The sequence below is a fragment of the Salinispora oceanensis genome, assembly GCF_000383575.1.
GTDB lineage: Bacteria > Actinomycetota > Actinomycetes > Mycobacteriales > Micromonosporaceae > Micromonospora > Micromonospora oceanensis.
Genome location: NZ_KB911579.1, coordinates 1,873,387 through 1,892,924, shown reverse-complemented (window position 1 = coordinate 1,892,924; position 19,538 = coordinate 1,873,387). Strand labels below are relative to the sequence as shown.

Sequence of the window (19,538 nt, the reverse complement as noted above, 5' to 3'; positions counted from 1 at the left end):
ACGTGGTGGACGTTGCGTGGTGTGCTCAGCACGCAACGGTAATGAAAACCATGATCATTGTCACTCGAGGAGGATCATGTCTCTCACCGTGCCACCGGACCTGTTGCGCTCCGCCGAGTCGGGCCCAGTTGACGACGACGCCTTCGTCTCCTGCGTCCGCGACTCCCTGCCGTACGCCTGGCAGACCGTCAGCCGGGTGGCGGCGGAGTTGGCGTCCTCCGACGCCGAGTTCGCCGACAACGTCGTCCCGCCGCCGACCGAGGAGGAGCGGGGTCAGCTCCTGCGCGCGCTGGCCAGTGATGCCATCCGGTCCAGCCTCGAGCGTCACTTCGGTGTCAAGCTGGCCTTCCAGAACTGTCACCGGGTCGCGGCGTTCCGACACTCTGCAGTGGACTCAGAAACCTATCGCCGCTTCATCTCCGTCCGCGGTCAGCTGCTCAACCAGTCTCCCGAGCTGCGCAACTGTTGATCCGGTTGCTGCCCGGCGGGCCGGCGGAGTGAGCTATCTCCGCTGGCCCGCCGGGCACCCCCGATCGGCCGCCGCCGGCCGGGATAATCATACGTGTGTTTATCGAGCCTCACCTGTCGCGTCGGTCTCTTTCGGTCCGCGCGGTCGCGGGTGGCTCGGCGGATTTTCAACCGGTGGGCGCTGCAGCGCCGGGAACGGGACTGACCCCAACGGCATCGACCTGACCTCAACACCACGTGGCCATCCACGTCCGCGACTTCCTGGAGCCCGTCAGTAGAGCCGAGATGTCGGCTAGTGCCGTGACCACGAACGTTCACGGTGTTGTGGTCAGGCTGCTCGGGTAGCTGGCTGGCCCCAGCGTCGTTGTCGTTCGCTGCGGATTCGGGCGCGTTCGCGGCGTTGGGCGGCGAGGATGTCGGGGTGGCGGGCGTTGGCGTTGCGCCAGCGCAGGTAGGCCTGCGAGCCGGTACCTCTACGAATGATCCTCAGTAGCTGCTGACCCTCCTGGTCACTGAGCCGCCGAACGCGAACGAGTTCTGCCACCGCCACAGCCTGACCACCACGACACCGCCCGGCCGGCAGGCCTGACGGCGTGTCAACCAACACCGTGAACGTTCGTGGTCACGGCACTAGCTGCCGGCGGCGTCGAAACTGGTCGTCAGGCCAGCGACTGGACGGTGCTGCAGCAGGCGAATGATGTCGTTGTCGCCGGAGGCGGGTCCGCGATCGAAGGTCCAGCCGAAAGGGCTGATAGAACAGCATGAATTGAGAGGGGCCGGTGACGAGTGCTGTTGCTGCCAGCGCGTCGGCGAGCCCTTCAGTGGTCGCAGGTATGAGCGGTAGCCGGCGACTACGGCGCACCTGGCGGCGTCAGAAAACGTCACGACTTTGCTGCGTCCCTGTCGGTGATGCGACTAGTCAAGCAGAGGTGGGTCGCACTCTTCAATTAGGGCCCACGCGTTGAAGAACTTTGGCTGCGGACCGAACAGGTCGTCAAGAAAACCTGTCGGTCGACCGTAGCGGTCGTCGCCGGGCAGCCAGATCGAATCGCACTCCGGACAAAGCAGAAATACGCGACCGTCCTCGCGAACCCGGTACCACGTCTGACAGTCCTGACCGCAGCTCAAGCATACGATCCGTTCGGAGTTGTCCATCCAGGCGTCCCTAACTATTTTATTTGGATTCGTTTTGTATCTACTATTGATGACAGTAACGCGCATTGCGGACAGTGCGTCACCCTTTGTCGCTCGCCGGAGCGCAACGCTACACCCGGGTGGCAACTACTTCCAGACGAATTTCAACCGGTCCGCTTCGACCACTCCGGCGCGGCGTGCCGGCTTCACGATGTGCCGCTCCAGGACCAGCGTCAGCATCTCCCGCCGCCGCTCCGGCGGGGTGTCCACCCACCACTCGGCCAACTCCTCCGGCGTCGTCGCCGGCAGCGCCTGCAACCGCGCCGCCTGGGCAACCTCTTCTTTCGGGTCTCGCCGCTCGTTGCGCGCCCGCTTCTCGATCGCTTTAAGCGTGACGAGACTGATCTCGCGCTTGGCGTACGCTTGGCCCGCCTCGGCCAGCCGCTGGTCGATTGCCTCCGCTGTTGACCGACTCCGAACTGGGCTGCCTGGCCGTGGCGCAGGTCCTGCTCGGCGCCTGATCGGAGACGCACTGGATCCGCTACGCCCGTATCCACCTGGCCGGTATGTTCCCGTACCTGCCGCAGCGACCGGGCTACAACAAGCGCGGTCGAGGCAGGTGTGGTCACGGCACTAGCTGGGTGGCTTCGGTGGGGCTATGTTGCGGAAGCGTTCGTGTGCGGATTGGCGGCTGATGCCGAGCGCGTTACCGATCTCGGTCCAGGAGAGTCCGGTCGCCCGCGCCTGGGCCACGGCCTGTTCGATGAGGGGCCGTTGCCAGCGCTCCACCTGGGCGAGGATGCCGAGCGCCTGTAGTGGCCAGGTGGTTGTCAGTTCGGCGACGCCCTCCCGCAGCGTGTCGGAGCGGGTGAGTAGCCAGCCGGGCGGAGTGACGGCCAGGAGGGGCCGGATGTGCCCGCTCCACTCGGCGGTGGCCAGCCAGCGTCCCTCGTCGGCGACCGGGTAGTCCCGGCTGCCGAGCCAGCCGCAGCTGCATCCGGCCCGGTAGCCGACGGCGTCGGCCGGCGCCGTGGCATCCGTCTTCAGCACCCCGTCCGGCAGCCGGAATCCGACGAGCTCAGCATGCCCCGGAACCATCTCGTCCGTCATTCAATCAGCATAGGCTTGTCAGGGTTGCCTGACAAGCCTAGTAAGGCTGTCTTGACGACATTGCTTCGGGTGGCTGGTACCCGGAGCCCGGAACTCCGGAGGGAATCCATGCCCGTGACACACGGCGCCGTCGCGCCGGGATACGAGCCCGTCCGAGCGGCATTCCAGGCGAACTTCGAAGCAGGCTCCGAGATCGGTGCCGCCCTCAGCGTCTACCGGCACGGCCGGGAGGTGGTCCGGCTCTGGGGTGGGGTCGCCGATCCCGACACCGACCGCGTGTGGCGGGAGGACACCCTCCAACTTGTCTACTCGGCCACCAAGAGCGGACCCGCCGCCTGCGCGCACCTGCTGGCCCAGCGCGGGCAGCTCGACCTGGCCGCCCCCGTGGCCGCGTACTGGCCGGAGTTCGCCGCAGCCGGCAAGGGCGGCATTCCGGTCCGCTGGCTCCTGTCCCACCAGGCGGGGTTGCCGGTGCTCGACCGTCCGGTCCCGCTGACGGCGGCGCTCACCGGGGAGTCGGTCGTCGCCGCCCTGGCCGCCCAGGCACCGGCCTGGCCGCCGGGAACGGCGCACGGCTACCACGGGCTCACCTACGGCTGGCTGGTTGGCGAGGTGGTACGCCGCGTCTCCGGCCGTAGCCTCGGCACCTACTTCGCCGACGAGATCGCCACCCCGCTCGGCCTGGACTTCTGGATCGGCCTGCCCGCCGCGGAGGCGCACCGGGTCGCCCGGATCACCGAGCAGCCGGTCGCCCCGCCCGTCGCCCCCGAGGCGATGCCGGCAGCGCTACGGGAGGCGGTGGCCGCGTGCACCGACCCGACGTCGCTGGCGGTCCGGTCGATGGCGGTGACCGACCCGCCGCTCGACCTCACCGACCCGCGTACCTGGGCGGCGGAGATCCCCGCGGTGAACGGCATCTGCACCGCCTCGTCCCTGGCCCGCTTCTACGCGGGCCTGATCGGCGAGGTTGACGGCGTCCGGATCCTCGACCCGGCCACCCTCGCCGCCGCCACCCGCGAACAGGCCAACGGCGTTGACCAGGTGCTGCGGGTGCCGACCCGGCCGGCGCTCGGCTTCGGCCTGCCCCTGCCGGAACAGCCCTGGTGGTCACCGACCGCCTTCGGCTTCCCTGGGCACGGCGGCTCACTCGGCTACGCCGACCCGGCCAGTGGGATCGCCTTCGGGTACGTGACGAACGGGCTGCGCGTCACCATGGCTCCGGACCCCGGGACGACGGGCCTGATCAAGGCCCTCCAGTCGGTTCTCTCCCACGAGACAGTCTGAATCAGTGGCTCCGCCGGCCGGACCCGTGGCTGGGCCTGAAGGCGATGTCGCGGCTTGACGCAGTTCTGTAGCCGACCTCGTGGAGGTCTGGGTAAGGGAAACAACTCGAGTACGTAGTCCAGTCACGATAAGCGGGTTGGCGAGGGTCCGGGGCCCGCGTTGTCCCTCGTGCGAGCTACCCGCAGATGTCCTCGTTGTGGTGACGATTTCGGGGTTGCGAGTCCTTAGCGTTGAGCACGGCTGTGGCGCGTTGCCATGGTTTCTCGCGAAGGAGTTGACATGCGGCTTTTGAAGCAGTTGGGAGCCGTCGTGCCGGTTGCCCTTGTTGGCGGTCTCGGCGTCACCGCGGCCACCGGGAACCCGTTGTTGACGCTGGCGCTCGGCGCTGCGACGGCCGTGCTAGCGGTGCTCGCCTATCGGTGGGCGGTGCGTCGAACCGAGCGGCGGGCTCCCGTGGAGGTCTCCCGGGCCGGAGCCGGTGCCGCGGTCGGTCGGGGGGTGCTGATCGGAGTTGGGATGTTCGCGGTCGTTGTCGGGAGCATTGCGCTGTTCGGTGGCTATCGGGTTGTTGGCTGGGGCTCCCCGACGGGCATGGTGACACTTTTCGGTGTCATGGCCGCTGCGGCCGTGACGGAGGAATTGATCTTCCGGGGAATTCTGTTTCGGATCGTCGAGCAGCGAATCGGTACGTGGGCTGCGTTGATTCTGACCGGTCTGTTGTTCGGGATCTTGCATCTGTTCAACCCCAACGCCAGCCTGTGGAGCTCGGTTGCCATCGCGATCGAGGCCGGCGGAATGCTCGCCGCCGCCTATGCGGCCACCCGCACCCTGTGGCTGCCGATCGGGCTGCATTTTGGCTGGAACTTTACCCAGGCCGGGATCTTCGGCACCGCTGTGTCGGGTAATAGTGAGACGGTGGGGTTGCTGGAGAGCGTGCTGATGGGGCCGGCCGCGATCAGCGGCGGCGAGTTCGGGCCGGAGGCGAGTTTGTTCGCGGTACTGGCCGGCGCCGGACTGACCGTCGTGTTCATGTCGTTGGCCCGCCGGCGGGGCGAGGTCGTGCCCGCTGCCCGACGCGGGAGCCTGGCCAGCACCGGCGCTAAGCTGCCCCGATGATCGGTCCTGGGCAACTCCTGGACCGTTGGCGATCGTCCGACGTTGTGGTCCGGGATCTGCCGTTCCCATTGCTGCTCGCCGCGGCCTCGCTGATACCGGCGCTCCACGTCCCTGGGACGCAGCTCGGCAATCTGCCGACTCGCTCCCTGGACACGTTGGCGATCGCGGTGGTCGCCCTGGAATGTCTCCCGCTCGTCGTGCGTCGGCGGTGGCCAGCCGGCTGTCTCGCCCTGGTGTCGTTCGGCTTCGCGCTCGACCAGTTGCTCGGCTATCACACGGTCGCGGGCATTGCCCTGCCGGTCGCGTTGCTGAGCGCGGGCGCTCATCTGGACCGGCACCGCCGCTTCGTCGCGGTTATCGGGTCCGCGGCGTACGTGCTGCTGGCGGTCGCGCTCGATCGGCTTGGCTCGACGGAGGGAGTCGCTGGCTTCGTAACGTTCTATCTGGTGTTGGCCTTCGCGTGGTGGATCGGGGTCTGGCTTCGGCTGTCCCGGGAGGCGGAGACGGCGCGCCGCCGCCACGCCGCGGAGACCGCTCGTACCGCAGAACGCACCCGCATCGCCCGGGAGTTGCACGATGTCGTTACTCACCACGTGACAGCGATGGTCGTGCAGGCCGAGGCGGCACGGTATCTGACCACGGCTCCCGAGCGACTGGACCAGACCCTGACCGCGGTCTCGGAGACGGGCCGGCGAGCTGTCACCGACCTGCGGCATCTGCTCGAGCTGCTCAACCCCGATGCCGGCACTGATCCGGTGCCGGCGTCCGTCGGTGAGCTCCACGGCCTCGTGGAGCGGATCCGGGAAGCGGGCCATCCGGTTGAGTACGTCGAGGAGGGCAGACCCCGAAGTGTGATCGGCGACGCCGAGATCGCGGCGTACCGGGTCGTGCAGGAGGCCCTGACGAACGCCATGAAGTACGCCTCCGGCATCCGTACCGTGGTCCGGGTGCACTATGCAGCGGACGCGATCACCGTGGAGGTCAGCACCGACGGATCGAGGTCGGGCACCGGCCAACTCGGCGGGAGTGGGCGCGGCCTCGCCGGGCTGCACGAGCGGATCGGCCTACTCGGCGGTGAGTTCGGTGCGGAACGACGGCCGGATGGCGGCTTCGTCGTGCGGGCGCGTATTCCGATACGGAGTCCCGCGTGACCGCCCCGGTCCGGGTTCTGGTCTGCGACGACCAGGCGCTGATCCGTACCGGCTTCGCGACGATCATCGACGCCCAACCCGATCTCGAGGTGGTGGGCGAATGCGGGGATGGGCGAGCGGCGGTAGAACTTGCCGGCCGCCTACACCCGGACGTGGTGGTGATGGACGTGCGGATGCCGATCCTCGACGGCATCGGGGCGACCCGCCTGCTCGCCGGGGCGGGCGTGGCCCATCCCGTCAAGGTGCTCGTGGTGACGACGTTCAACCTGGACGAATACGTGTACGAGGCGCTCCGGGCCGGGGCGAGCGGTTTCCTGCTCAAGGACGCGCCCCCGGCGCAGCTGCTGCACGGGATCCGGACGGTCGCGACCGGCGCGGCGCTGCTGGCCCCGGAGGTGACCCGTCAGCTCGTGGGCCGGTACGCCGCGCGGATCCGGCCCGCGGGGGACGGCGCGAACGATATTCCGTTAACCCCACGTGAGCTGGAGGTGCTTCGTCTCATCGCCGACGGTCTCTCCAACAGTGAGATCGCCGCGACACTGGTGATCAGCCAGGAAACCGTGAAGACCTACGTGTCACGCATTCTCACCAAGCTCGACCTGCGTGACCGCGTGCAGGCCGTGGTGTACGCCTACCGGAGTGGCCTGGTGACCTGACACCTATCCCTGAGCCCTGCGGCAGTCAGGAGACGGTCCAGCTCCCAAGCTGGGTCGCGCCTAACCCGTATCTATGGTGTCGGGTATGTCGAGCACAGATCAGGCGTTGGCGATGGAGGCGGCGTCGGCGGGAGCCACGGTCGTCCGCAACCACTATGGATCCACACTGGCCCGGTTTGCGAAGGGTGCCGGAGACTTCGCCACCACAGCCGACCTCGCGGCGGAAAAGGCGATCCTGGACATCCTCCGCGCGGCGCGCCCGAATGACCTCCTGGTGGGAGAGGAGAGTGGGCGCACCGGCGCCGGTGGCAGCGGACGTCGGTGGCTGGTTGACCCGTTGTGCGGGACCTTGAACTACGCGGTGCGCAGCATGCTGGTCGCGGTCAATGTGGCCCTGCAGGCCGGTACGCAGCCAGTGGTGGCCGCCGCGGCTGACCCCTTCAACGACGAGGTGTTCTGGACCGATGGCACCGCCGCCCACCTCCGTCGGGGCGGTACGGACGAGCGGCTCGTTCCCTCGGCCGACTCCGCGCTGGTGGACCTCAACCTGGATCCGCCGTTTCCCAACAGGGAGGTCTTCCACGCTGCCCGGATCCTGACTGATGCCGGCTTCACCGCCCGGTTTCGCCCCCGGGTGCTCTCCACCACCCTGGCCGTGACCTGGGTCGCCGCCGGCCGCCGCGCCGGCTACGTCACCGACGGCCACCAGTTGCGGGACAGCGTGCACTTCGCGGCCGGGATCGCTCTCTGTGAGGCGGCGGGTTGCGTGGTCTCCGGAATCGACGGACGGCCGCCTCACGCCGGGCTGGGTGGTCTGGTCGTGGCTGCCGACGAGCGGACACACCACGCCCTGCTTAAGTCCATTGAGAATCAAAAGCCCGCCTGAGTAGGGTTGCGGCGGTTTCCGGGTCGCCAGGGTGAGGGAGTTCGTACGGTGCAGCGGGTGACGATCCATCGAGACGGGGTGGCGCTGTCCTGCCTCGTGGGCGGCTCCGGCGACGAGGTGGTTGTGCTGTTGCACGGGCTGGCCGGTAGCGCGGCGGAGTTGGTGCCGACGGCGGAGGCGCTGCTACCGGAGCGCCGCGTGATCGTGGTGGATCAGCGCGGGCACGGCCACTCGACCCGACGGCCGCAGGATCTCTCCCGCCGGGCGTACGTCGAGGATGTGCTCGCCGTCGTCGCTGAGCTCGGGGGCGGCGTGCCGGTGACGGTCGTGGGTCAGTCGATGGGTGGGCACACCGCGCTGCTCTTCGCCGCCGAGTATCCCGAGCTGGTACGTCGGCTGGTGCTGCTGGAGGGCGGGGTTGGGGGCCGCGAGGAGCGGGGGGACTACCCGGCCGAGCTGGGTGCCTTCTTCGCCTCGTGGCCGGTGCCGTTCGCCGATGTTCGCCAGGCCGCCGAGTTTCTGGGCGACACCCCGGTGGCGCAGGCCTGGCTGCGGGATCTGGAGCTGCGCCCGGACGGGCTCTGGCCGCGATTCGAGGCGGCGGTGCTGCGGGACGCTATCGCGGCCGTCGCTGACCGGGCCTGCTGGGACGAGTGGCAGCGGGTGCAGGCCCCCACCCTGCTGGTGTTTGGCGAGCACGGGATCATCCCCGCCGCCGAGGTGCGGTGCATGGTGTCCCTGCGTCCGGATGTCGAGCGGGTGGTTGTTGCCGGCGCCGGGCACGACGTCCACCTGGAAGACCGGGACGCCTGGGTGCGCGCCTTGGGGCAGTTTCTCGGCCGCTGACACGCCGACACGACATCTGGTGTTGCATGCCGGGTGGGGGCGGCATATATGGTGTCTCCCGCAGCTGGTTCGGCGCTCCCACCGGGAGTGGCCGAGGCAAGAGGGAATCCGGTGGAAGTCCGGGACTGCCCCGCAGCGGTGAGTGGGAACGACCGCCGTCATCACGCACTGGGCTGATCGAAGCCTGGGAAGCGACGGCCAGTAGGCGACCGGGTCTCCCGGGCGTGCCCGCGAGTCCGAAGACCTGCCAGCGCGCCGCACGTGACGCGTGCGGCGGTTGGCGGCCGCGCGGGACGGCCGACACCCGCAGCCGCCCGGTGTGGTCAGCCACCGGGCGACGATCGTGGTGTCCCCCTGCGCGTTTGTCGACCTTTGTCGGCAGGTGGAGGAGGGGGAGATGACGGCGACGCGGGAACGTGCCACGGACGGTCCGGCCGGGGAGACGACGGTGACGCGGGGAGGCGCCACGGACGGTCCGGCCGGTACGGCGCAGCAGCAGCGGCGGCAGGTGATGGAGGTCCGCAAGCGCAACGGCGACACCGAGCCGGTGGACGTCAACAAGATTGTCCGCGCGGTGGAGCGGTGGGTCGGCGACCTGAACGAGGTGGACCCGCTGCGGGTGGCGACCAAGACGATCAGCGGCCTGTACGACGGGGCGACAACGGCCGAGCTGGACCGGCTGTCGATCCAGACGGCGGCGGAGCTGATCGGCGAGGAGCCGCAGTACTCGAGGCTGGCGGCGCGGCTGCTGGCCGCGTACGTGGACAAGGAGGTCCGGGGGCAGCAGGTTGCGAGCTTCAGCCAGTCCATCCGGTACGCCCACGGCCTCGGGCTGATCAGCGACGACACCGCCGCCTTCGTGTCCCGCAACGCCCGCAAGCTGGACGACGCGGTGGACCCCGCCGGTGACCTGCGGTTCGAGTACTTCGGGCTGCGTACGGTCGCGGACCGCTACCTGCTGCGGCACCCGCAGTCGCGGCTGGTGGTGGAGACCCCGCAGTACTGGCTGCTGCGGGTGGCCTGCGGGCTGTCCCGGACGCCGGCCGAGGCGATCGGGTTCTACCGGCTGATGTCGTCGCTGGCGTACCTGCCCAGCTCACCGACGTTGTTCAACTCCGGCACCCGGCACACCCAGATGTCGTCGTGTTTCCTGGTCGACTCGCCGCGCGACGAGCTGGACTCCATCTACCAGCGGTACCACCAGGTCGCGAAGCTGTCGAAGTTCTCCGGCGGCATCGGCATCGCCTGGTCGCGGGTGCGCGGCCGGGGCGCGCTGATCCGGGGAACGAACGGCCGGTCGAACGGGATCGTGCCGTTCCTGAAGACCCTCGACGCCGGCGTCGCCGCGGTCAACCAGGGCGGCCGGCGTAAGGGCGCGGCCTGCGTCTACCTGGAGCCCTGGCACCCCGACATCGAGGAGTTCCTGGAGCTGCGGGACAACACCGGCGAGGACGCCCGGCGTACGCACAACCTGAACCTGGCCAACTGGCTGCCGGACGAGTTCATGCGCCGGGTCGAGGCGGACGGCGACTGGTCGCTGGTGGACCCGTCGGACGCCCCGGAGCTGCCCGACCTGTACGGCGCGGAGTTCGACGCCGCCTACCGGGTCGCGGAGAAGAAGGCGGTCCGTACGGTCAAGGCGCGGGACCTGTACGGGCGGATGATGCGCACCCTGGCGCAGACCGGCAACGGGTGGATGACCTTCAAGGACCGCTCGAACGCGCTGTCCAACCAGACCGGGGCGCCCGGCAACACGATTCACCTGTCGAATCTCTGCACCGAGATCCTTGAGGTCAACAACGACGCCGAGACCGCGGTCTGCAACCTGGGCTCGGTCAACCTGGGCGCCCACGTCAGCGCCGACGGGGTGGACTGGGCGAAGCTGCGGGAGACCGTCCGTACCGCGATGGTCTTCCTCGACCGCGTGATCGACATCAACTACTACCCGGCCGAGCAGGCGGCGGCCTCCAACCCGCGTTGGCGGCCGGTCGGGCTCGGGCTGATGGGGCTGCAGGACGCCTTCTTCACGCTGCGGCTGCCGTTCGACTCGGCCGAGGCGCGGGAGCTGTCCACCCGGGTGCAGGAGGAGATCTTCCTGACCGCGTTGGAGACCTCCGCCGGGCTCGCCGAGCGGTTCGGCCCGCATCCCGCGTACGCCGAGACCCGCGCCGCCCGGGGCGAGCTGCACCCGGAGCTGTGGGGGGCCGAGCCGGCGCAGCCGAAGCGGTGGGCCGAGCTGAAGGCGCGGGTCGCGGAGCACGGTCTGCGGAACTCGCTGCTGGTGGCGATCGCCCCGACCGCGACGATCGCCTCGATCGCCGGCTGCTACGAGTGCATCGAGCCGCAGGTGTCCAACCTGTTCAAGCGCGAAACCATGTCCGGCGAGTTCCTGCAGGTCAACACCTACCTGGTCGGTGAGCTGAAGGCACGCGGGTTGTGGACGGCCCCGATCCGGGACGAGATCAAGCGGGCGGAGGGGTCGGTGCAGGGCATCGCCGAGCTCCCCGCCGAGGTGCGGGAACTGTTCCGGACGGCGTGGGAGCTGCCGCAGCGGGCGCTGATCGACCTGGCGGCGGCCCGGGCCCCGTACATCGACCAGTCGCAGTCGCTGAACCTGTTCCTGGCCGCGCCGACGATCGGCAAGCTCTCCTCGATGTACCTGTACGCCTGGAAGTCCGGGCTGAAGACCACCTACTACCTGCGGTCCCGTCCCGCGACGCGGATCCAGCAGGCCACCGTCGCCGTCACCCCGACCCCGTCGAGCTCCGCCGGGGCCGACGCCGAGGCGCTGGCCTGCTCCCTGGAAAACCCCGAAAGCTGCGAGGCATGCCAATGACCACCACCGACGCCGAGACCCGTACCGCGACCGCCGAGGCCCGTACCGCGACCGCCGGGACCGGTGGCGGGCGGCAGCTGCTGCTCGACCCCGGCATGGATCTGACCCTGCGCCCGATGCGGTACCCGCACTTCTTCGACCGGTTCAAGGAGGCGATCAAGAACACCTGGACGGTGGAGGAGGTGGACCTGCACTCCGACCTCGCCGACCTGGCGAAGCTCTCCCCGGCCGAGCGGCACCTGGTGTCCCGGCTGGTCGCGTTCTTCGCCACCGGCGACACGATCGTCGCCAACAACCTGGTGCTCAACCTCTACCAGCACGTCAACTCCCCGGAGGGCCGGCTCTACCTGTCCCGGCAGCTCTTCGAGGAGGCGGTGCACGTCCAGTTCTACCTGAACCTGCTGGACACCTACGTGCCGGAGGAGAAGGAGCGGTTCGCGGCGTTCGCGGCGGTGGAGAACATCCCCTCGATCGCCCGCAAGGCCGAGTTCTGCTTCCGGTGGATCGACTCGATCTTCGAGCTGCGGGAGCTGCGGACCCGGGCGGACCGGCGGGCGTTTCTGCTCAACCTGATCTGCTTCGCCGCCTGCATCGAGGGCCTGTTCTTCTACGGCGCCTTCGCCTACGTCTACTTCCTCCGCTCCCGGGGCCTGCTCAACGGTCTCGCGTCCGGCACCAACTGGGTGTTCCGGGACGAGTCCATGCACATGGCCTTCGCCTTCGACGTGGTGGAGACCGCCCGCGCCGAGGAGCCGGACCTCTTCGACGCCGACCTGGAGCAGCAGGTCAGGGAGATGATGGCGGAGGCGGTCGACTGCGAGGTCCAGTTCGCCGCGGACCTGCTCGAGCAGGGGGTGTCCGGGCTCTCCCTGACCGACATGCGGGAGTACCTCCAGCACGTCGCGGACCGGCGGCTGGTCACGCTGGGGATCACCCCGATGTACGGCAGCCAGAACCCGTTCGCCTTCATGGAGTTGCAGGACGTACAGGAGTTGTCGAACTTCTTCGAGCGGCGGGTGTCGGCGTACCAGATGGGCGTCAGCGGGAGCGTTACCTTCGACGACGACTTCTGATCCGAAGCTGGGCGCGGACGTGGGCGAGGTGCGGCGCCTGGCGCACCTCGCCAAGCCGGCGGAGGCCACGGTGGTGGCGGAGCCGGTGGTAGCGGAACTCGGCTGATCATTTTCTGGCTGGAGAGCTGCGCTACTCGAACTTGGGTCTGTCGGCGGTTCGGGCTTGACCTTGACGCAGCGTCAACCCTGCACGCTAGGGGCATGTCGATAGATCTTCAGCAGGTACCGGGGCAGAGCCGGGAGCCGGCGATCCAGGTACGCGGCCTGCACAAGTCCTTCCAGGAGCTGCAGGTGCTACGCGGCGTCGACTTCGACGTCGCGCCGGGCAGCGTCTTCGCGCTGCTCGGCTCCAACGGGGCGGGCAAGACCACGGTGGTACGGATCCTGTCCACGCTGCTGCGCTCGGATGCCGGTGCGGCCACCGTGAACGGCTTTGACGTTGCCGCGCAGGCGGGAAAGGTGCGTGCGTCGATCAGCCTGACCGGGCAGTTCGCCGCGGTCGACGAGGTTCTCAGCGGGCGGGAGAATCTGGTGCTGGTGGCCCGGTTGCGGCAGCAGCGGGAGCCGGGTCGGGTCGCGGATGACCTGCTGGCCCGCTTCGCCCTCACCGACGCGGCGAACCGCCGGGTGGCGACGTACTCGGGTGGGATGCGTCGTCGCCTTGACCTCGCGATGAGTCTGGTGGGGAAACCGCCGGTGATTTTCCTCGATGAGCCGACGACTGGGCTGGACCCGCAGGCGCGGCTGGAGGTGTGGCAGGCCGTCCGGGAACTCGCCGGCCAGGGTACGACGGTGCTGCTCACCACCCAGTATCTGGACGAGGCCGAGCAGCTCGCGGACCGGATCGCGGTCCTGCACGAGGGGCGCATCATCGCCAACGGCACGCTCGCTGACCTGCGGCGGCTGTTCCCGCCCGCGACCGTGGAGTACGTCGAGAAGCAGCCGTCCCTGGAGGACATTTTCCTGGCCATCGTCGGCGGCGGGGACACCGCCGTGCCGACCGCATCCACCGCACCGGTACGAGCAGCTAAGGACCCCCGATGACTGGCAACTTCTTGAGCGACACCACCGCCCTGACCCAGCGTTCCCTGCGCCACATCGCCCGCAGCCCGGACACCATCATCACGACCGCAATCACGCCGATCGTCCTCATGCTGCTCTTCGTCTACGTCTTGGGCGGTGCGGTCGAGGCCGGCTCGGACAACTATGTGAACTACCTGCTCCCCGGCATCCTGCTCATCACTGTGGCGTCGGGCATCTCCTACACCGCGTACCGGCTCTTCCTGGACATGAAGGGCGGCATTTTCGAACGGTTCCAGTCCATGCCGATCGCCCGCTCGGCCGTACTGTGGGCGCATGTGCTGACCTCGCTGGTCGCCAACCTGATCTCGCTGGTGGTGGTGGTGCTGGTCGCCCTCGCGATGGGGTTCCGCTCCGGGGCGGGCGTGCTGGCCTGGTTGGCGGTCGCGGGGATCATACTGCTGTTCACCCTGGCTCTGACCTGGCTGGCCGTTATCCCCGGTCTGACCGCGACGTCTGTGGAGGGGGCGAGCGCCTTCTCCTATCCGCTCATCTTCCTGCCGTTCATCAGCTCGGCGTTCGTGCCCACCGAGAGCATGCCCGGCCCGGTACGCGCCTTCGCCGAGAACCAGCCAGTCACCTCCATTATCGACACGGTCCGCGGTCTGTTGGCGCAGCAGCAGGTCGGCGCCGACCTGTGGATCGCTCTCGCCTGGTGCGTCGGCCTGCTCGCGGTCGCGTACGTCGTAGCCCGGGCCGTCTACCATCGCAAGGTCAGGTGATGTTGGGACCCGGCGGGGAGGTAGCCATGCTGACGATCGGGCGGCTGGCCTCCTACGCCGGGGTTTCCATCCGTGCGGTGCGGCACTACCACCAGATCGGGCTCCTGCCGGAGCCGGAACGCGACGCCTCCGGCTACCGGAGCTACGACGCCGCCGCGGTGCTGCGCCTGATCCGGATCCGGACCCTCGCCGAGGCCGGCGTCCCGCTGGCCCGGGTCCGGGAGCTGCTCGATGCCGACCCGGAGACGTTCGCCGCCGCGAGGATCGAGGTCGACCGGGAGCTGCGGGCGCGGATCCGCACCCTCCAGGAGCACCGGCGGCGGGTCGCGCAGCTGGGCTCCGTCGAGTCGCTGGCGGTCCCCGAGGAGGTGGCCGACTACCTGGAACGCCTCCGGGACATCGGCGCACCGCCGGTGCTCGTCGAGGGGGAGCGCGACGCGTGGATCCTGATGGCGGCGCGCTTCCCGGAGACGATCACGGCGATCATCGCCGACAAGGTGGCCCAGCTCGCCGACCCGAAGATCCGCCGGTTTTACCAGCGCCTCAGCCAACTCACGGTGGAGCCGGACAACGACGATCTACTGTGCGAGATCGCGGACCTGCTGAGCGACCAGTACGAGGAGGCGGCGGCGAACGGGGTGCTGGACCAGCAGGACGAAATCATTCCAGACCAGACATTTGTCCGGTTGCTGGATTCGTTCTCCTTTGGTACCCACCCCGTCGTCGCCCGGCTGTCCGAGTTGCTCGCCGAACGTGGCTGGACCGGATGGACCCGGGTGGAGAAGCGCAAGCCCTGAGCCGGGGCCGAGCCCGTGCACTCATAGTCACGCTGGGTGATCTATCGCGACGGCTGCTGTTACATCCAAGCTGGCGAACCTTCGATACTGTGCGGGGTCGCACGAGCGGGAGGTGCTGATGCATCCGGGATTCGCGGTTGATGTCGACGCCCTGGAGAGTGCGGGGGCGCAGGTGGAGGCGACGGCGGCGATGTTGCGGGAGTCGGTGCGGGTGGCTGGTGCGGGCCTGGCGCCGTCGTCGCCGCCGGGTTCGGCTGCGGTGGTCGCAGCGCGGGGTGCGGAGCAGGCGTGGCTGGCGGAGCTGAGCCGGCTGGTGGAGGAGTTGGAGGGGTTCGGTGCGGATTTGAGCGCTTCGGCGCGGGAGTATCGGGCCGCGGATGAGGTGAACGCTGATGGGTTGCGGCGCTCGGGGGTGCTGCCGCGGTGAGTGATCTGACGTTGCGGGATGTGCTCGATTTTCGGCCGGATCCGTGGCATGAGTCGGCGCAGGTGTGGGGTCGGCTGGCGCAGGGGATCGACGATGCCGCTGAGCAGCTGATCCGGGGGAGCCGGGATCTTGTTCATGTGTGGCCGGCCGGTCGGGCTTCGGCGGCTGCGGTGGGCAAGGGCGAGGCGTTGCGGGCTGAGGTGAGTAACGTGTACAACCCGGCGAGGCGGGTCGCGGATGCGTTGGAGCAGCATGCGTACGCGATGCTGGGGTTGCGGCGGCAGGCGGAGGAGATTGTCGCTGCGGCGCGGGTAGCTGGTTATCAGGTGGACATGGTGACTGGGGCGACGGCGCCGCCGCCGTCGGCGGACATGGCTGGTGGTTTGGATCGTTCCAGTCGGGCTACCGAGTCGGTGCTTCGGTACTTGCCGACGGTGGTGGAGTATGCGCGGGCGCAGGATGATGCGACTGCTAATGCCATCGCGGTTAATGGGCCGTCGCCGCGGGTGGGGTTCGGGACGGGTCGGCTTGGTGGGGTTTCTCGTGGGGTGTTGGAGGCGCAGGCGGGGCGGAGTCCGGCGGAGGTTCATGCGTGGTGGGAGTCGTTGACTCCGTTGCAGCAGGAGCAGGCGTTGCGGGAGTTCCCGGACCTGGTCGGGCAGCTGGACGGCGTTCCGGTCTCTGATCGGGATGTGGCCAACCGTACGGTGTTGGAGCGCCAGAGTGATCTATTGCAACAGGCGTTTCGCGCTGCTAATGAGCATCCTTACGATCACGAACTCCTGCCGGCCGATACGAGGCTATTGCTCGAGCGCGGGCGTGCTGAGCTGGCCAGTAAGCTGCGGGGCATCGACGCGATTACCTCCCGGTTGAACGATCCGAATCGGCCGGAGGCGTACCTCATCGGGTTCTCCAGCGACGGGGACGGTCGGGCGATCGTCTCGGTCGGCAACCCGGACACCGCCGAGAATGTGCTCACCTACGTGCCGGGCACTGGCGAGCAACTTTCCAGTGCCGGTGGCGGGCTGAAGCGTATGGACGCCATGGCCCAGGACGCCGCTTGGGCGGCAGGTGGTGAGAAGACCTCGGTGGTCTACTGGTATGGCTACGACGCGCCGGACTTGATTTCTGATGCTGGTGGGGAATCCTATGCCGAGGGCGGTGGTCCGGTCCTGGACAGGTTCCAGAGTGGGCTGCGGGCTACTCACGATGGGGAGGGTCCGTCGCGCAACACGGTGCTTGGTCATAGTTATGGCTCTACGGTTATCGGTCACGCTGCTCGGGACTCTGACTTCGATGCTGATGCTGTGGTGTTCGTCGGTTCGCCTGGTGTTGGTGTTGATCACGCTTCCGAATTGACTGGAGTGCGCCCCGATCAGGTCTGGGCCACCACGGCGAAGCACGACGTTATTGGTCTGGTGCCGGACTGGGGTTTCACGCATGGCAAGGATCCCAGTGAGGCCGACTTCGGGGCGCGGGTCTTCCGCAGTGACTCGGGTAGCTTCCTTGACATGGCCGGCGCCCACTCCGCCTACTGGGAAGAAAGTAATCCTGCGCGCACAAATATCGCAGAGATTGTCACCGGTCAAGCTGAATAAAAGGTGAACCGACATGGCTTATCGGCGGGTAGGTGCCGTGCTGACCGCAGCTATCTTGATCGTATTTACGACGGCTGGCTGTTTGGGAAAGGATAGCGCTATGCAACCTACCGAGACGCTTGCGCAAGCGGCTGAACGAGTTGAGGAGATTCTGCAGGAGGCGATCGCCCAGTTGCCTTCCGACGCTACGATCGATAGACGTCCGAACTTGGATGGTGTCCCGTGTGATCTTTCCACCGGGCCGGTGTTCTCGGAGCGAAGCGCTCAGGTTATTCCGCCCGTCTCCGGCACGTGGTCGGAGACCGATGTTTTATCGATCCTTTCCGAGTTCTGGGAGCGCAAGGGCTACACGGCATTTATAGACGAGAATTCTAGCAACCAGCACCGCTACTTCGTCCGAACCGACGATGGCTACAAGCTTTCGGTTCGTACTTATGATCGGGGTGGGCATTACGATGTCCGCCTGGGTGCTAGTTCGCCTTGCGTGTGGGAGTTCGGGACGCCTGGGCCGCAGTAGTGGCTTGACCTCAACTTAGATTGAGGTCAAGCAGTTCTTCGCTGGAATTCAGTAAGGGCTGTGCCATGCGCGAGGCGCGGATCACCGACCGGGTTGGGACCCGTCGTTAACGGCAGTAGACCCGGAAAGGCCCGGTCTCCGTAGGGGGAGCCGGGCCTTCCGTGGCGCTGGTCAGTGTCGCTTGGCGAAGTCGACGAAGGTTTGCCACACCGTCGGGTGGAACTGGAGGGTGCCGCCGTCCCGGTCCTTGGTGTCGCGCACGAGCACGACGCTGGGCAGGTTGTCGGCCACCTCGACACACGACCCGCCGTTGGTGCCGGACCGCGTTGATTTGTGCCATCGGGCACCAGTCATGTCCATGTCTGCGCCGCTTCCTTGATCAGGTCGAGGGACTGCCTACGAGGGAGAGCCTCACCCCGGACCGCCTCCCACGTTCGCTGGAGGCTAGCAAGGTCATCGGCCCCGTTCACCACCTGCGCGCGCACCTGGTGATCGAGGTGGGTCACCATCGAGCCGTCGCCCAGGGTGGCCAGGATGAAACCGCCCTGCAGTCCAGGATAGATCCCGGCCTCCTCGGGCACCACGAGGATCTGCACGTGCGGTAGCTCCGCCATCTTCACCAGGTGGGCGACCTGCTCGGCCAGCACCCCCGGCTGGCCGACCACCGGCCGACGGAGCACCATCACGTCGAGCACGGCCACCAGGGGCGCACCGGAGTCACGAGTGAGGATGGCTTGGCGTGCGAGCCGGGATTGGACTCGTTGCTCAACCTCGGCAGGTTGGAGAATGTCCGTGGTGAACATGGCGCGTGCATACGCCTCGGTCTGAAGCAGCCCGGGCACGAAGGCCGGCTCGTACCAGCGGAGTAGGGTCGCCTCCTGCTCGAACTCGATCCACTCGCGTAACCAGTCCGGGTCGGCCTTGGCGAGTTGCCGGAGCATCCGGCTGAATCGGCCGTCCTGGCCCTCTCGGAACGCGGGGTCGTGGGTCCGGTCGACCGCGATCGCGTAGTCCGGCGTGAGTGGACGCCCGCCGGTCTCGACGGCGCTCACGTGCGAGGCCGAGTAGCCGATGCTGCGCCCGAAGTCCTCCTGGCTGAGGCCCAGGGTTTGGCGAAGTAAGCGAAGCTCCATCAGCACGTAGTCCATGACACTGCCCATCGCTGCCCACTTTCTGCTCGGTTTTTCGCGCGTCTCCTCACGGCTGCCCATCGCTGCCCAATCAGGCCCAAGATCTGCTCGATCAGCGTGAGCAGGTATCGAAACCAGGCCGGTCCTATCGAGACTGTCACTCATGCGGACCTGTTCCTCGCCGAGCGTAGCTGGGATGGGTCCTGCCCAGGGCCCCGCCCGCATCCGGCAAGAGCGGGTGGGGCCCTGTCCAAGGACACCAGGAGGTAGTTGTGAAGATCCGTTGGTTCAGCCGCCGCCGGAGGAACAAGCCGCCAATCGGGGCGCACCGATCGAACGCCAGTCACATAACTTCGTATAATGTATGCATAACTTCGTATTGCATACATTATACGAAGTTATGTGACTGGAGTTCAGAGCTCTTCCGATCTACCTAGGTGCATAACTTCGTATAATGTATGCTATACGAAGTTATGCACCAGATCGGAAGAGCACACGTTCACATAACTTCGTATAATGTATGCTATACGAAGTTATGCACCGCATAACTTCGTATAGCATACATTATACGAAGTTATCGACCCTCTTCCGATCTAGGTCGATAACTTCGTATAATGTATGCTATACGAAGTTATCGACCTATCCAGGTCACCACGCCGCCGTCGGCGGCCAAGAGACTGACCTGGATATTGACATCTCCAACGGCC

The 19,538-nt window shown here is 67.5% G+C and carries 19 protein-coding genes, 2 pseudogenes and 1 riboswitch; of the genes and pseudogenes, 16 read left to right on the top strand and 5 right to left on the bottom strand.

Annotated features, from left to right (window positions below; genetic code table 11):
• Positions 1-76 precede the first annotated feature (76 nt).
• Positions 77-469 carry an SCO5389 family protein gene (locus SALPAC4_RS0108820; RefSeq protein WP_018217584.1) on the top strand — a complete coding sequence of 131 codons (393 nt, stop codon included), beginning with the start codon at positions 77-79 and terminating at the stop codon, positions 467-469.
• Between the two features lie 327 nt (positions 470-796).
• On the opposite strand, the pseudogene SALPAC4_RS29210 reads toward SALPAC4_RS0108820, so the two are convergent.
• Together SALPAC4_RS29210 and SALPAC4_RS27925 are read right to left on the bottom strand one after the other, a co-directional pair.
• A pseudogene (locus SALPAC4_RS29210) lies at positions 797-928 on the bottom strand (IS630 family transposase); the annotation flags it as partial.
• 821 nt (positions 929-1,749) lie between these two features.
• Positions 1,750-1,920: a hypothetical protein gene (locus SALPAC4_RS27925; protein ID WP_019870010.1), complete on the bottom strand. Its 171-nt coding sequence runs from the start codon at positions 1,918-1,920 to the stop codon at positions 1,750-1,752.
• Positions 1,921-2,057: 137 nt separating this feature from the next.
• Between SALPAC4_RS27925 and SALPAC4_RS29205 the strand changes: the two are divergent.
• A pseudogene (locus SALPAC4_RS29205) lies at positions 2,058-2,216 on the top strand (IS982 family transposase); the annotation flags it as partial.
• Positions 2,217-2,235: 19 nt separating this feature from the next.
• Here the strand turns inward: SALPAC4_RS29205 and SALPAC4_RS0108805 are convergent.
• Positions 2,236-2,712, bottom strand: coding sequence for a hypothetical protein (locus SALPAC4_RS0108805; RefSeq protein ID WP_019870009.1), 477 nt, complete (start codon positions 2,710-2,712; stop codon positions 2,236-2,238).
• Positions 2,713-2,820: 108 nt separating this feature from the next.
• On the opposite strand from SALPAC4_RS0108805, the gene SALPAC4_RS0108800 reads away from it, so the two are divergent.
• The 14 genes from SALPAC4_RS0108800 to SALPAC4_RS26310 all read left to right on the top strand — a co-directional run bounded on the left by SALPAC4_RS0108800 (position 2,821) and on the right by SALPAC4_RS26310 (position 17,701).
• Entirely contained in the window at positions 2,821-3,996 is a 1,176-nt protein-coding gene (locus tag SALPAC4_RS0108800; protein ID WP_019870008.1) for a serine hydrolase domain-containing protein, read from the top strand.
• Positions 3,997-4,275: 279 nt separating this feature from the next.
• The gene (locus SALPAC4_RS0108795; RefSeq protein ID WP_019870007.1) at positions 4,276-5,112 is read left to right on the top strand and encodes a CPBP family intramembrane glutamic endopeptidase; all 837 of its coding nucleotides are present in this window, start codon (positions 4,276-4,278) and stop codon (positions 5,110-5,112) included.
• A complete protein-coding gene (locus SALPAC4_RS0108790) occupies positions 5,109-6,263 on the top strand; it encodes a sensor histidine kinase (protein WP_019870006.1) in 1,155 nt (384 codons plus the stop codon). Before SALPAC4_RS0108795 ends, SALPAC4_RS0108790 begins: the two co-directional genes overlap by 4 nt.
• A complete protein-coding gene (locus tag SALPAC4_RS0108785; RefSeq protein ID WP_019870005.1) occupies positions 6,260-6,919 on the top strand; it encodes a response regulator in 660 nt (219 codons plus the stop codon). Before SALPAC4_RS0108790 ends, SALPAC4_RS0108785 begins: the two co-directional genes overlap by 4 nt.
• A gap of 85 nt (positions 6,920-7,004) precedes the next feature.
• Positions 7,005-7,805 carry an inositol monophosphatase family protein gene (locus SALPAC4_RS0108780; protein ID WP_027644859.1) on the top strand — a complete coding sequence of 267 codons (801 nt, stop codon included), beginning with the start codon at positions 7,005-7,007 and terminating at the stop codon, positions 7,803-7,805.
• Positions 7,806-7,853: 48 nt separating this feature from the next.
• Complete coding sequence (locus SALPAC4_RS0108775) at positions 7,854-8,651, top strand: alpha/beta fold hydrolase (protein WP_019870003.1); 798 nt, start codon at positions 7,854-7,856, stop codon at positions 8,649-8,651.
• 48 nt (positions 8,652-8,699) lie between these two features.
• Positions 8,700-8,917, top strand: a riboswitch (cobalamin riboswitch).
• Positions 8,918-9,048: 131 nt separating this feature from the next.
• The gene (locus SALPAC4_RS0108770) at positions 9,049-11,487 is read left to right on the top strand and encodes a ribonucleoside-diphosphate reductase subunit alpha (protein WP_027644860.1); all 2,439 of its coding nucleotides are present in this window, start codon (positions 9,049-9,051) and stop codon (positions 11,485-11,487) included.
• The gene (locus SALPAC4_RS0108765; protein ID WP_019870001.1) at positions 11,484-12,560 is read left to right on the top strand and encodes a ribonucleotide-diphosphate reductase subunit beta; all 1,077 of its coding nucleotides are present in this window, start codon (positions 11,484-11,486) and stop codon (positions 12,558-12,560) included. The genes SALPAC4_RS0108770 and SALPAC4_RS0108765 overlap by 4 nt, the downstream gene beginning before the upstream one ends.
• A gap of 201 nt (positions 12,561-12,761) precedes the next feature.
• Positions 12,762-13,604 carry an ABC transporter ATP-binding protein gene (locus SALPAC4_RS0108755; RefSeq protein ID WP_019870000.1) on the top strand — a complete coding sequence of 281 codons (843 nt, stop codon included), beginning with the start codon at positions 12,762-12,764 and terminating at the stop codon, positions 13,602-13,604.
• Positions 13,601-14,362 (top strand): ABC transporter permease, encoded by a 762-nt coding sequence (locus tag SALPAC4_RS0108750; protein WP_018217573.1) that lies wholly within the window; start codon positions 13,601-13,603, stop codon positions 14,360-14,362. Before SALPAC4_RS0108755 ends, SALPAC4_RS0108750 begins: the two co-directional genes overlap by 4 nt.
• A gap of 26 nt (positions 14,363-14,388) precedes the next feature.
• Complete coding sequence (locus tag SALPAC4_RS0108745) at positions 14,389-15,159, top strand: MerR family transcriptional regulator (protein ID WP_027644861.1); 771 nt, start codon at positions 14,389-14,391, stop codon at positions 15,157-15,159.
• A gap of 112 nt (positions 15,160-15,271) precedes the next feature.
• Positions 15,272-15,586: a WXG100 family type VII secretion target gene (locus tag SALPAC4_RS0108740; RefSeq protein ID WP_019869998.1), complete on the top strand. Its 315-nt coding sequence runs from the start codon at positions 15,272-15,274 to the stop codon at positions 15,584-15,586.
• Positions 15,583-17,184 carry an alpha/beta hydrolase gene (locus SALPAC4_RS0108735; protein ID WP_019869997.1) on the top strand — a complete coding sequence of 534 codons (1,602 nt, stop codon included), beginning with the start codon at positions 15,583-15,585 and terminating at the stop codon, positions 17,182-17,184. The genes SALPAC4_RS0108740 and SALPAC4_RS0108735 overlap by 4 nt, the downstream gene beginning before the upstream one ends.
• A 13-nt stretch (positions 17,185-17,197) precedes the next feature.
• Entirely contained in the window at positions 17,198-17,701 is a 504-nt protein-coding gene (locus SALPAC4_RS26310) for a hypothetical protein (protein ID WP_027644862.1), read from the top strand.
• Between the two features lie 171 nt (positions 17,702-17,872).
• On the opposite strand, the gene SALPAC4_RS0108725 is transcribed toward SALPAC4_RS26310, so the two are convergent.
• Entirely contained in the window at positions 17,873-18,055 is a 183-nt protein-coding gene (locus SALPAC4_RS0108725) for a DUF397 domain-containing protein (RefSeq protein ID WP_018739251.1), read from the bottom strand.
• Positions 18,052-18,861 (bottom strand): helix-turn-helix domain-containing protein, encoded by an 810-nt coding sequence (locus SALPAC4_RS0108720; RefSeq protein ID WP_019869996.1) that lies wholly within the window; start codon positions 18,859-18,861, stop codon positions 18,052-18,054. Before SALPAC4_RS0108720 ends, SALPAC4_RS0108725 begins: the two co-directional genes overlap by 4 nt.
• Between the last annotated feature and the right edge of the window lie 677 nt (positions 18,862-19,538).

Coding starts and splice junctions, on each gene's coding strand:
- SALPAC4_RS0108805 (WP_019870009.1), bottom strand. CDS start 2,712: ATGACGGACGAGATGGTTCCGGGGCATGCTGAGCTCGTCGGATTCCGG.
- SALPAC4_RS0108820 (WP_018217584.1), top strand. CDS start 77: ATGTCTCTCACCGTGCCACCGGACCTGTTGCGCTCCGCCGAGTCGGGC.
- SALPAC4_RS0108780 (WP_027644859.1), top strand. CDS start 7,005: ATGTCGAGCACAGATCAGGCGTTGGCGATGGAGGCGGCGTCGGCGGGA.
- SALPAC4_RS0108725 (WP_018739251.1), bottom strand. CDS start 18,055: ATGACTGGTGCCCGATGGCACAAATCAACGCGGTCCGGCACCAACGGC.
- SALPAC4_RS0108790 (WP_019870006.1), top strand. CDS start 5,109: ATGATCGGTCCTGGGCAACTCCTGGACCGTTGGCGATCGTCCGACGTT.
- SALPAC4_RS0108770 (WP_027644860.1), top strand. CDS start 9,049: ATGACGGCGACGCGGGAACGTGCCACGGACGGTCCGGCCGGGGAGACG.
- SALPAC4_RS0108795 (WP_019870007.1), top strand. CDS start 4,276: ATGCGGCTTTTGAAGCAGTTGGGAGCCGTCGTGCCGGTTGCCCTTGTT.
- SALPAC4_RS0108720 (WP_019869996.1), bottom strand. CDS start 18,861: ATGGGCAGTGTCATGGACTACGTGCTGATGGAGCTTCGCTTACTTCGC.
- SALPAC4_RS0108800 (WP_019870008.1), top strand. CDS start 2,821: ATGCCCGTGACACACGGCGCCGTCGCGCCGGGATACGAGCCCGTCCGA.
- SALPAC4_RS0108755 (WP_019870000.1), top strand. CDS start 12,762: ATGTCGATAGATCTTCAGCAGGTACCGGGGCAGAGCCGGGAGCCGGCG.
- SALPAC4_RS26310 (WP_027644862.1), top strand. CDS start 17,198: ATGGCTTATCGGCGGGTAGGTGCCGTGCTGACCGCAGCTATCTTGATC.
- SALPAC4_RS0108745 (WP_027644861.1), top strand. CDS start 14,389: ATGCTGACGATCGGGCGGCTGGCCTCCTACGCCGGGGTTTCCATCCGT.
- SALPAC4_RS0108765 (WP_019870001.1), top strand. CDS start 11,484: ATGACCACCACCGACGCCGAGACCCGTACCGCGACCGCCGAGGCCCGT.
- SALPAC4_RS0108750 (WP_018217573.1), top strand. CDS start 13,601: ATGACTGGCAACTTCTTGAGCGACACCACCGCCCTGACCCAGCGTTCC.